This window comes from Calothrix sp. NIES-2098 (assembly GCF_963875125.1).
In the GTDB taxonomy this organism is placed as follows: Bacteria; Cyanobacteriota; Cyanobacteriia; order Cyanobacteriales; family Nostocaceae; genus Aulosira.
The window spans coordinates 8191836-8204261 of record NZ_CAWNKJ010000001.1 but is presented as its reverse complement, the minus strand read 5'-3'; the positions used below and the strand labels follow the sequence as shown (position 1 = coordinate 8204261).

General features: G+C 36.4%; 5 protein-coding genes. 4 read left to right on the top strand and 1 reads right to left on the bottom strand.

Annotated elements, in window-relative coordinates; all coding sequences use genetic code 11:
• Positions 1-1062 precede the first annotated feature (1062 nt).
• Together AACU33_RS34480 and AACU33_RS34475 are read left to right on the top strand one after the other, a co-directional pair.
• On the top strand, positions 1063-1980 hold the full coding sequence (locus AACU33_RS34480; protein WP_096594743.1) for a UbiA family prenyltransferase: 918 nt from the start codon (positions 1063-1065) through the stop codon (positions 1978-1980).
• A 150-nt stretch (positions 1981-2130) separates the two neighbouring features.
• Complete coding sequence (locus AACU33_RS34475) at positions 2131-3513, top strand: cytochrome P450 (RefSeq protein WP_096594742.1); 1383 nt, start codon at positions 2131-2133, stop codon at positions 3511-3513.
• A 119-nt stretch (positions 3514-3632) separates the two neighbouring features.
• On the opposite strand, the gene AACU33_RS34470 is transcribed toward AACU33_RS34475, so the two are convergent.
• Positions 3633-9245: an ATP-binding sensor histidine kinase gene (locus AACU33_RS34470; protein ID WP_096594741.1), complete on the bottom strand. Its 5613-nt coding sequence runs from the start codon at positions 9243-9245 to the stop codon at positions 3633-3635.
• A gap of 427 nt (positions 9246-9672) precedes the next feature.
• Between AACU33_RS34470 and AACU33_RS34465 the strand changes: the two genes are divergently transcribed.
• Both AACU33_RS34465 and AACU33_RS34460 read left to right on the top strand, forming a co-directional pair.
• The gene (locus AACU33_RS34465; RefSeq protein WP_096594740.1) at positions 9673-10071 is read left to right on the top strand and encodes a hypothetical protein; all 399 of its coding nucleotides are present in this window, start codon (positions 9673-9675) and stop codon (positions 10069-10071) included.
• A 402-nt stretch (positions 10072-10473) separates the two neighbouring features.
• Entirely contained in the window at positions 10474-12267 is a 1794-nt protein-coding gene (locus AACU33_RS34460; protein WP_096594739.1) for a WD40 repeat domain-containing protein, read from the top strand.
• Positions 12268-12426 lie beyond the last annotated feature (159 nt).

Sequence of the window (12426 nt, the reverse complement as noted above, 5' to 3'; positions counted from 1 at the left end):
CTTTTGAAATACGTAATAGCATTGCTGCAACATATTATTGTTACAGTCTGCTGTATTAGATATTTGTTTACTGGTGGAATTTACTACTCAAGCTAGATGCTTTTATATATTTTTTTTATACGAGCATAGATAATACTGCTTCAGTTCCTAGATTCACTTCTGCTGAAGTGCGTCCAGCACTTAGGCTGTTAACACAAAACCTTAGTTTATTTACACGATCAACTTAAATATCAAAGAGACATGACATTTAAGCATTAATATGTAAGTATAAAAGTCATTTAAATAACTATCAAATATTTGTTTAACTTATATTTAAACGCCTGCAAATAATTAAAAGTTTATATTTTTGTATGTTCAGATACATTATCTTAAATAAATATAAGCAAAATTTCTCCTCCAAGCTTGATGAGAACTTACATATATAGCTTTTTAACCTAAAAGTTATAGAAAATTTAAGGCTGACAAAGCATTGTACTTATTATTACAAAGTATTTAATAGATTTAATTATACTTAGGAATTACAGGCAAATACGGATACTTTTTTTAATCAAAAATTAAAAAATAAACCTACAGATAAATTTTTGGAATTTTAAATTACGCATATTAAATCACCTCTAAAAGTAGAAGTAAATATTATTTACTAACTGCTATGAGGGTAATAAAGAGTTTAATTTTTCCAAAAAAAACCTTGATGCCTTAATAGAAATCAAGGTGCTATGTGCGACTGAAATTATTTTTACAAGGGTGTGTATCTACCTCACAGCCATTAATGTGTAACTAGTTTTATTGGCTGAGAATTGGCTGTTTATGTTAAGTATATGTTCGTGTTCTAGAAACATATACTGAATTATTGATGCTTCACTTCAACTTCTAGAACAAAATTCAAAATATAGGGCTAATATTTGAATTTTTGAATTTAAGTATTGCTATAGCATTACTATTTGATTTCTGAAATATACGTAGGGTTGGCATTGCCAATCCTTATAGAAATTCATGAGATAAATCTGACAAATGCTAGAGAGTCTACTGTAAGTGAACCCTACTGTGATTCGAGAGATATAAATGATGAATACACAAATAAAAGCCTTAAGTTTACCGCTATTTCTGCTAATACGCATTTATCAAAGTTTGCTGAAAGAAGTAGCTCTAATGTGGCAATTCATACGGCGTGATTACTCAAGCGGCTTACTACCTGGATTACTATTTTTAATAGCTGCTTGGAAAGTAAACTTATTGCCTTTAAATGGATTACCTTTGCAAATAGGCCGCGGCATTATTTATTTTTGGTTGTACATTTTGTCATTTTGTATTGCCAACCAAATGGTTGGCATAGAAGAGGATAAAATTAATAAACCCAATCGCCCTCTTGTTACAGGCGTTGTCTCTGTTCATGGAGCTTTTGTCAGATGGGTTTTAAGCATGATTTTATTTTCGCTTGTAGGATGGTGGTTTGGGGTTTTAGAGTGGGCACTACTCTGGCAAGTCTGCATTATTATGAATAACTTTGGCAGCTGGGACAAGCACTGGATTACCAAAAACATCATTATGGGAGTTGGCACAGTTGCTCAACTTGCGGCAGCTTATCAATTAGTAGCACCTTTGTCTTCTGTTGCATGGCGTTGGATTTTAATGTTGGGTGGTGTATGGCTAACTATATCAGCTGTTCAGGATTTGCGAGATATTGAAGGCGATCGCGCTATTGGTAGAAACACATTGCCAATTGCTTTTGGAGAAACTGCAAGTCGAGCCATACTGAGTTTAGGTTTTGCATTATTACCATTCGCAACTCATTTATTATTAATGATGCCGATAGCAACAACAGTAGAAGTATTACTTTACGATATAGGTCTTGCCGTTTTGAGTTTGATAGTTGCAGTACGGATTGTATTTTATCGTTCTTCACAAGCAGATCATCGTACTTATATGCTGTTTACTTACTGGTTTTGCCTAACTCTAGCTAGTGCGATCTTTATTTGGTAAACTTACAACATTAGCAGTAATCAATCACATCCAACTAACAAAATATCCCATATTATTGAGGACAAGATAGCAAGAAAGAAGATTCAGAAATTGGGATATTTTATTTTTTGGAGTTCTCTAAAACTTCAACAATGAACGATAACTAATTACATGGAACTACCTAATCGTCTCAAAACTCCCTCTTTTCTACAAAAGCTTCAATGGGTTGCCGATCCTGTAACATATATGGACAATGCTGTCCAAAAGTATCCTGATATTTTTACTGCTGATATTGTTGGTTTCGGAAATACTATCGTATTCGTACACCATCCTCAAGGAATTCAGGAGATTTTATCGAATGACAAAAATAAGCTTGCTGCCCTCAGCGAACCTAACAGGATTTTGCAACCTTTAGTAGGTGAAGATTCATTCTTTTTATTAGATCAAACTCATCATAAACAGCGCCGACAAATATTAATGCCTCCTTTTCATGGAGAACGGATGCGAGGTTATGGTCAGCTAATTTGTAATCTCACAGAAAATGTTTTAAAAAATTTACCTAAAAATGAGCCTTTTTCAGCTCATACTGTCATGCAGGAGATTTCCCTGCAAGTAATTTTAGAGGCGATTTTTGGTTTATATGAGGGAGAATGTTGTCAAAAACTCAAACATCTGTTTCCATTGCTTTTGAGTATTTTTCACTCACCATTGACTTCTAGCTTTTTTTTCTTTCCTTTTTTACAAAAAGATTTCTCTTGGAGTCCTTGGGGAAAATTTTTACAGCAAAAGCAAAAAATTGATGAAATACTTTATGCAGAAATTGCTGAACGAAGAGAAAACATTAGTTTGGATCGTATAGATATTCTATCCTTGCTAATGTCAGCACAAGATGATCAAGGTAAACAGATGAGTGATAAGGAATTGCGGGATGATTTAATCACTTTGATATTTGCTGGACATGAAACAACAGCAACATCAATAGCTTGGGGAATATACTGGATTCATAAAACACCAAAAGTTCTTGAAAAACTTCTTGATGAAATTGATGGTCTTGGCGATCATCCCGATCCTATGAGTATTGCTCGGCTACCTTATCTCACAGCAGTCTGTAATGAAATTTTGCGAATTACTCCTGTTGCAATATTTACCCTCCCAAGAATTGTGCAGGAAACTATTCAAGTTCTAGAGCATCAGTTAGAACCTGGTACAGTAGTAGTAGGCTGCATTTATCTTACACATAAGCGTCAAGATTTATACCCCGAACCAATGGAATTTAAGCCAGAACGATTTCTGGAAAACCAATTCTCTCCTTATGAATTTATACCTTTTGGTGGCGGTTCGCGTGGCTGTATTGGCCAAGCTTTTGCATTATTTGAAATGAAATTAGTATTGGCAACTGCTCTCTCTAACTATAAACTGGCGCTAGCAGATCAGCCGCTAGAGCGACCTCAACGCCGAGGAGTGACACTTGCACCAGCCAATGGAGTTAAGGTAGTAATTACAGGGCAGCGTAAGCCCTGTAAACCTTATGTGGCTATGACAAATGACAAATAGATAGATTTTAAAGGCATTTAGCTGAGATCAAGATATAAGTTTGTCCTACAAATTATTGATATTTTGAGGCTGATATGAAGACACAGAGAAACACTTTCTCATGTCTTCAATGTCTCTTACTATTGCATGGGAATTTCTATTACAAACTCAGTTCCCTCTCCTGGTGTAGACTCACAGAACAACTTTCCTTTGTGTTTATCTACAACAATTTGATAGCTAATAGACAATCCTAGCCCTGTGCCACTCCCAACTGGTTTAGTGGTAAAAAATGGGTCAAATATTTTTTGTTGCACTTCAGGATTGATACCAAGACCATTATCTGCAATCCGAATCCTAACAGTATTTTTGTTTGCTAACTCAGTTAGAATAAAAATTTTGGGAACTTTTAATTGCTGGTTGTTTCCATTTCCCAGAGTCCAGTTTATATTTTTATCATCTAACGCATCGATCGCATTAGTCAGGATATTCATAAACATTTGATTTAACTGACCAGCATAACAAGTCACCTCTGGTAGATCGCCATATTCTTTAATGACTTCTATCTCAGGACGGTCATTATTTTCTTGAAGTTTGTGCTGCAAGATCATCAGAGTATTGTCTATGCCCTCATGAATATTTACAAGTTTCATGTCAGCTTCATCTAGGCGAGAGAAGTTGCGTAAACCCAAAACAATATTGCGGATACGCGATGTTCCTATATTCATAGAATCCAGAACTTTTGGCAAGTCTTGCACTAAGAAATCTAAGTCTATTTCTTCAGACTTTTCAGCAACTTGAGCAGAAGGATTGGGATATTCTTGCTGATAAATAGCTATCAACTCTAATAGATCTTGTACGTACTCTTGTGTATGAGTAATATTGCCATGAATAAAGCCGATGGGGTTATTAATTTCATGGGCAATCCCTGCTACCATCTGCCCCAAACTAGACATTTTCTCACTTTGAATCAGTTGGGTTTGGGCATTTTGCAAATCCAGTATTAATTGTTTTAATCGCTGATTATTTTCATTGAGTTCCTGTGTTCTGCGTTCAACTTTTTCTTCTAATGTATGACTATATTCCTCTAAACGTTCTTTTGCTTGTGCTAAATCCTTGTAGAGGGCAGCATTCTCTAGAGAGATTGCTGCTTGAGTAGTAATTATTTGTAAAATTTCTAAGCGATCTCCCGTAAAAGCTCTTGTTGTCAGATTATTTTCTAGATATAATATGCCAATAAGTTTTCCCTGATTGAGAATCGGAATACACAACAGACTTTTTGGTCGTTCACGAATAATATAGGGATCGTTTACTATAAATTCTTCCAATTTGGCATCATCAACTACAAATCTCTCTTTTGTGCGTTTGACATAATTAATCAACGCAATTGGAAAGTCAGAGCTACAAGAAAGCTTGATTCCAGGGAATTGTGTAGAAATGGATACCAAAGAGGAATTTGAACTAATAGCAGTAACTGTTAAGTCTAAATTATCACCAGAATTCAGCATTAAAGCACATTTAGAAGCTCCGGCATTTTCCATTACTACTTTCATTAAAGTAGATAACAACTGCTCCAGTTCAATTTCTCCAGAAAGCGCTTGTGATGCTCTAATCACAGATGTCAAATCTAAAGAATCAGAAACACTAGTGTAAGCACTAAATAAAGTTTGGTGGCTGCTTTGAGTAGATAAAGTTGTATGCGAAGAAAAAGTACTTTTTTCAACTGAGGAAAAACTCAATTGGTCTGGCTTAAAAATAGGAGTTAGCAATTGAGGATAAGATTTTGCCAAATCTTCAACTTTGGCTTTTGCTCCCCAGCGCAAATAACAATAATATGCATCAGTGAGGTAAGCTTGAGCTATCTTATCTTTACCCCATTGTATATAGAATCGAGCAGCGAGTTCGTTAGCAAGAGCTTCTTCATTAATGTACTCATTTTCTTTAGCAAGAGTGATGGCGCGATCGTAATCATCCATCGCTTTAAGGTATTCACCTTTCACCCTATGCTGCTCTGCCTCTACTAGATAGTGCTTATGCAAGAAATTCATTGGGGCATGGTGTGCCCAAATCTGTATTTTTTCCTGATTAACTTTAACTTTATCTAGAATTTGCTGTTGCCGAGCTTCTTCGACATTCAGGTATAAAGCTAACTGTGCTAAAGAATCATAGAAATGAAACTGAGAAATAAGTAAACTTCCCATTCCACTATTTAAGTACTTTTCTGCTTTAACTGAATTTTGAACTGCTTGTGTAAATTCTTGAAATAAGTAACACAAATATAATTTGTTTATATAGAAATTTAAAAGTCCTACTCCATCATTAGCTTCTAGATTAAGTAGTTGTAATTTCTCTTCTTCATATACTTCGCCAGTTAAGATGTGGGGATTTTCCTTGGCTTCAATCAAGTTTGAAACGCACTGCCAATAAATAGCATTCCAGTTAAAAGTTCTTTCCTGCTTAATTTTACTAATGGCATAGCTGTAATTTGCTATTTCTCTTTCTAATTCTATAAGTTCACTCCCAATAAAATATGAATACTGACAATAAAAACCAAGCGAATAAGCTGCAAATTCTAAATCTCCCGTCTCCAGTGCTGTTGAATAGTTTTCTAATAAAGGTTTTAATGTTTCTTTAATATGCTCCTTCCAACAACGCAAGATGGCATTCATTGTAAATACCACCTTAGCCTTAACTTCTTTTACATTTAATTTAGCTACCAAGTTTTTAGCTAGTTTGCCAAATTTATAGCCAGAATCAATATCTCCTAATGTCCCACAGAGTATCATGCCGTAAGTTATATAGGCATAAGCAGATAAAGGAGCATGACCATATTTTAGTGATAAGTCGATTTGTTTAAGAATAATCAGTGGGAATAAATTAGGAACAGCTTGATACACAACAGGAATTGCACTACCAAGAATCTGCATGATAGCTAGCGTTTCATGTTCTGCCATTTCTGGTAAATTAATTATTTCATCGCTGCTGAATTGAGCTAGATTTGAAGTAGTTTTTTCTATCGCAAATTGGATCTCTAATTGGCTGGGATTTTTAGAAAGCTCTAATCCCAATAAAGACAATACTCGTAGTGCAGTATTGACTGCCTCAATGAGTTTGTTCTGTGCTCCTAAAGCTTTAATAATTACCTCATAAACTTTCACTTTTTCCAAGTTAGTTTTAGCTTGTGCTACAACTATCTGGGTAAGCTGCTCCATTTGTTCAAATTCGCCAGCTAGGTATGCTGCTTCTGCTCCTGTCTCATACAAAGCTAGGGTTAACTCATATTTATTATCCCAACTATCATCAGCAAGTAATTCGATTCCAGTCTTTAAATACTTGAGTGCAGATAAATAAGCAGTTGATGCTAATGCTTTACGCCCAGCAGTCAAATTCATCTCAGCCAGATGATCGCGTTTAGACTGGTGAGTAATTAACTCTAATGCAATATTTAACTGGTTAACAAGCTCAAAAATCTTCTCTTCTCGTTCTGCAATTGGAGTATTACTTAATAACAAAAGTCCAATTTTTAAATGTATTGGCTTCTTTTGCTCTACAGGGATTAAAGAATAGGCGGCTTGCTGTACCCTGTCATGTACAAATTTATATTTGGGAAATTGAAAATCTGAGATTTGTAAATGCTGCGCTTGTTGATGAACAGTCATTACTGAATCATGCTCATCTTGAAATAACTTATAAGTATCATTTTGAGCTAAAACTAACCCCTCACGTAATGCTGGTAATAAATCTAATGATGTATCAAGGGTAGATTTTTCATGGACGATCGCCAGAGTTTGTAAGTCAAACTCATTACCGATACAGGCTGATAATATCAAGACTTTTTGAGTATGTATCGGTAATTTTTCTATTTGAATTGCCATGAATTTAACAACATCATCTGTGAGAGATAATGCTTCTATCTCTACAAGATCGTACTGCCAAAATCCACCATTGAAGTTAAATTTAATTACATTTTCATCATGCAGAGTATTGAGAAATTGATTGCTAAAGAAAGGATTACCTTTAGTTTTAGCAAACATCATTTGAGTAAGAGGCGCTGCAACAGATTCTTGACAATTTAGAGTGTCAGCAATCAATCTATTTAAATCTTCTTGAGTTAAAGGTAAAAGATTAATAGTATTAATTGTTACTCCCATTTTCTCAATCTCTTTTAGCTTCAAATACAGTGGATGGACATTTGAAACTTCGTTATCTCGATAGGCACCAATCAGCAGCATTCCTCCACTTTCTGCTTTATTCGCATACTCACCTACAAGATGAGAAGCTGTTTTTTCACTTATTAATAGTTGAATGAATTTTAAAGAAGTTACATCCGCCCATTGCAAGTCATCTAAAAAAATTACCAGAGGATGTTCTTTTGTAGCGAATACTTGGATAAATCTCTGAAATAATAAATTGAAGCGATTTTGGGCAGCGTTACTAGAGAGTTCTGTCACCTCAGGTTGCTTACCAATAATTAGTTCTAGTTCAGGTATGACATCAGTAATTACTCTACTTTGTTCGCCCAATGCTGACAGAAGCTTAGTTTTCCACTGTTGAATTTGGTCATCAGTTTCACTGAGTAATTGCCCAATTAAATCCCGAAAGGCTTGCACTAATCCTGATAAGGGAATATCGCGTTGAAATTGATCGAATTTTCCTTTGATGAAGTAACTATGATGCCGCACAATCGGTTTGTGTACTTCGTTAACTACAGCAGTTTTGCCAATCCCAGATGAACCTGTGACTAACATGATTTCTGTTGCGCCACCTGTTACTCTTTCAAAAGCATTGAGCAAGCTTTCTACTTCTTGTCGGCGACCGTAGAGTTTTTCGGGGATGAGGAAATGGTCTGAAAAGTCGCGTACTCCCAACTCAAAAGTGGGGATATTTTTTGTGTCTTGCCACAAACAGCGACACTTTTCTAAGTCATGCTTAAGTCCATGTGTACTCTGATAGCGGTCTTCTGCATTTTTTGCTAACAGCTTATTGATGATTTCAGATAACATTACCGGAATGTCAGCATTAATCTTGCAGGCTTTTGGCGGTTCTTTAGCAATGTGGCAATAAACTAACTCCATTGGGTCAGTGGTAGTGAAGGGTAACTGTCCGGTGAGAAGTTCAAAGAAAGTGACACCCAAGGAATAAAAATCGGTACGATAGTCGATACCTCGGTTCATCCTTCCCGTTTGTTCGGGAGAAATGTATGCTAAGGTGCCTTCTAAGACGTTGGGATTGGTCAGGAATTGAATTTCTCTTGGTAGGAGAGTAGCAAGACTGAAGTCAATGATTTTTATTTCGCCTGTAGTTGGATGTATCAGAATATTGGCGGGTTTGATATCTTTATGTATGATGCGATCGCGATGTAATTCTTCCAAGATTGATGTAATTTCGATGGCTATAGAAAAAAACTCTTCCAGAGAAACAGAATTTTTACCCGTTCTCTGATTAGCCAATTGCCAATCTTTGAGAGAAATACCGCCACAGTCTTCCATAACTAAGGCATAGCCATTACGATAGTTTTCTAAGCCAAAGGGTTTGACTATGCCAGGAATTTCAAGGTTTTTGGTGATATTGTATTGATTGCGGAATTGGGTAATTTCAGTGAAGGTAGGATACTCACTCCGCATCAGTTTGATAATCACTGATTTTTGGTCTTGTTCTCTAATAGCCCGATAAACGAGGGTTTTACTACCTGAGTAAAGTTTTTCTGTAATCCGATAGCCTGCAATATTATTTAAGGAATTAACTAAAACTGACATTTTACTTTAGGTGAATAGTCTTGGTGCTATTTAGTATTCCCATTTAAAAATTTCTACTATCATCTTATTTTATTTTAATTGTATATAAATACACACATTTATTTAAATCAGTAAATACCGTATCTTATATATAGAAATCTGAAAATATTTCTTTTATTAGATTGATTTTGTAATTCAAAGGACATTTTATTTAACCTCCCTATAAATATAGATCTTCGATTGCAGAGTGGCAGAGCTTGGTCGCTCGTTATTTTTGAGCTACTGTTAAAATTTAATGTTGCACTTGTTACTCAATGTGGTTACTAATTTTCAGAGATAGTTTCAGTATGCGATCGCCTAGATAAAGTAAATAAACTTAACCCAAACGTAGGAGGTATTTTTACAGGCGATCGTGCGAACCTAGAAATAATTCATCTAGGATAAATTTATGGCGAAAGAATCACAAAACAGCCTAGAGTCATCCCACGATGTTAGAGTCGCTGCTACCTCAAAAATCTGGGGAACGACAGTAGGAATCCTAGCGTTATGCATTCCGCTTTCAGCTGTAACCCGAAGTGGTGCTATTCTGCCTTTAGCTGCTATTGGTGGTGCAGCAGCTGGTACAGTGGCTGTCTGGCGTGCTGATGATAAAAAATCCAAACCTAACTATCTGCAACAGCAGCAGATAGAACTTTTAGAAACAAGAATAGCGAATTTAGAAACGATTATTAGTAGCAGTGACTTTGATTTACATATGAAAATTCAAAAATTAGAGGCGAGCAATGTCCAGGAACAGGATGCTAGTCGCTTAGATACTCAACAGACACTTCCCGAACAGCAAGCTTAAAATTTAACCGAAATCCTAATTTATACACATCTGATATTGCTCTCTTATGAGCAAGGGAAATCAGATGTTTTGACATAGCTATTGATAGGATAGCACTGTTGCTCCCATTTTTGTCAGCCTTTAATCGCACTATTCTTTGCTGCTAGAACTGTTTCCATAGAAACAATATATTGTGCTGTATTTTAGTTACAATGATTTGACATCAATTAACTCTCTATACCTCAGATATATCAGTTAATGATATGTTTGGGCGCTATCTAGGTGTATCTCTACTGTGAACTCATGCTTAAGCTTGTGTTCTATTTGACTGCTAAAATTACTGAATTTTAATCAATAACGATTATAAACTTGAGTAATTTTTTGGTATAGCTTACCTTAGGTATGCAATAGTGTTCCCCTCTCATGCAGATGGATTGGATTAGCTTACTCAAAGCTCAACAAGCTGATTTTCTACAACGTGTCAAAAAGCTGAAAACACATGACTTATCTTTAATGAAAAGCCAAATTAAAGGTTGTCACAGTGAAATTATGACCTTTTGGGGTGAGCCATTGGCAAAACTCATGGAATTGTCTTGCCAACAAGCAGAAATTCTAGCTAAAAATCCACCTCCGACACCACCTGAATATCCAGAACCGCCTGATTGGACGATACCCTTTGACCAGCACTTTCAACAGCAGGCGCAAGATTATATTTTGCGCGAACAAATTGTCGATCGAGTCATAGTGGAACGCCTAAGTAAGTTGGTGAAAAAAGTGCCGCAAGACACTGTAAAAAATATGGTTTTAGATGATGAGGGAAATTTGCGCAGTCATAGTAAATTTTCTTATGTTCTCACAGCTAACCAAAAATTGAGTATTCTAGTTTACGCCGCTGATGGTGAGAGTTTTAATGGAATAAAGAAGAATAAAATTAAGTGGTCAGTTACTCAAGAGGATTTGCAAAAACATCAAGTATTAATTTTTCTCGCTTTATTTTATCCAGAGCATAGTAAATTAGGATACGAGAAAAAAGTAGCAATCGCAGGATTTTTACCTAGCGAACAAGTAGAATTTACCGAACAAAAAATTTCCCTTACTCCTAGTAACTTGTTGTATGCAGGTGGATTAAGTTGGTATTTAGAATCACTAGGAAATAACAAAGATATGGTACTGGTGGTTGATGGAAGAGCGATCGCAGAAACAGTTGTGACTGTACCACCAGAACATCCGCTAAAAAAGATCGTTGGTGACTGGGAATACTGGCAAACCTTGAAAGGGCATACTAGAGGAATTAATTGCCTTGCCTATTCTGCAAGAACGCATACGACTAACATCGATCGGTGTAGTCTAAGTACAAGGCCGCCGATATTAGCCAGCGGGAGTCTTGGCGAAACCAAACTATGGGATTTAACTAGGGGCGAATTAATCGATACATTATCAGAATCGCCTTGGGTTGTATCTGGACTAGTAGATGAAGTCAATTCCTTAGCTTTTAGTTCCGATGGACAAACTTTAGCAAGTGTGGGTGCAGATTCCACAATTAAAATTTGGCACGTAGGTGCCTTAGATTTGATAGATATCTTGCACAAGCATAATGGGGTAGTTAGATGCGTTGCTTTTACCCCTGATGGCAGAATGTTAGCTACTGGTGGAGATGATCGCAAAATTCTGTTTTGGGATTTAATGAAGCGTCAGGTAGCGATCGCACTTTCTTTAGATGATACCGCAGCCCATTCTATGGTTTTGAGCCAAGATGGTCAAACTCTCGTCACCGGTAGCTACCGCAAAATCAAAGTCTGGTGTACATCCCATCTAGGAGGTGTTACAGATTTAAAAGATGTGCAGCCTCTATACACCCTCAATGGTCATTCTCACATCGTTCGTTCTCTGGCTATCAGTGCCGATGCTAAATTACTCGTCAGTGGTAGTCGCGATCAAACAATTAAAGTTTGGCATTTGGAAACTGGGGAATTAATTCGTACCCTAAAAGGACATCAGGATGAAGTTTGTACAATTACCCTCAGTCCTGACGAACAAATTATTGCTAGTGGTAGTGCGGATAAAACTATCAAATTGTGGCATTTAGCAACCGGGGAAGTACTAGGTACTTTTACAGGGCATACTGACACGGTGACAGCAGTCGCATTTACTACTTCTGGCGAAATGTTGGTAAGTGGAAGCTTGGATAAGACTATTAAAATTTGGCAGCGGAGTTGAATGTCTTCAGAGATACTGGGATAATTGGTTTGCAATAGAGTGATCGTAGATTCTTCGCCTTCTCCTTCCTAATATTCGCAATAGTTTCAACACTTTGTAAGTTAGTGAATAGGGAGAATTTGACTTTGGTGAACCCTTCCTACCCGTTTAAGATCACTT

Bases quoted from the DNA above. Each gene is read 5' to 3' on its own strand.
- AACU33_RS34480 (WP_096594743.1), top strand. From the start codon at position 1,063: ATGATGAATACACAAATAAAAGCCTTAAGTTTACCGCTATTTCTGCTA.
- AACU33_RS34475 (WP_096594742.1), top strand. From the start codon at position 2,131: ATGGAACTACCTAATCGTCTCAAAACTCCCTCTTTTCTACAAAAGCTT.
- AACU33_RS34470 (WP_096594741.1), bottom strand. From the start codon at position 9,245: ATGTCAGTTTTAGTTAATTCCTTAAATAATATTGCAGGCTATCGGATT.
- AACU33_RS34465 (WP_096594740.1), top strand. From the start codon at position 9,673: ATGGCGAAAGAATCACAAAACAGCCTAGAGTCATCCCACGATGTTAGA.
- AACU33_RS34460 (WP_096594739.1), top strand. From the start codon at position 10,474: ATGCAGATGGATTGGATTAGCTTACTCAAAGCTCAACAAGCTGATTTT.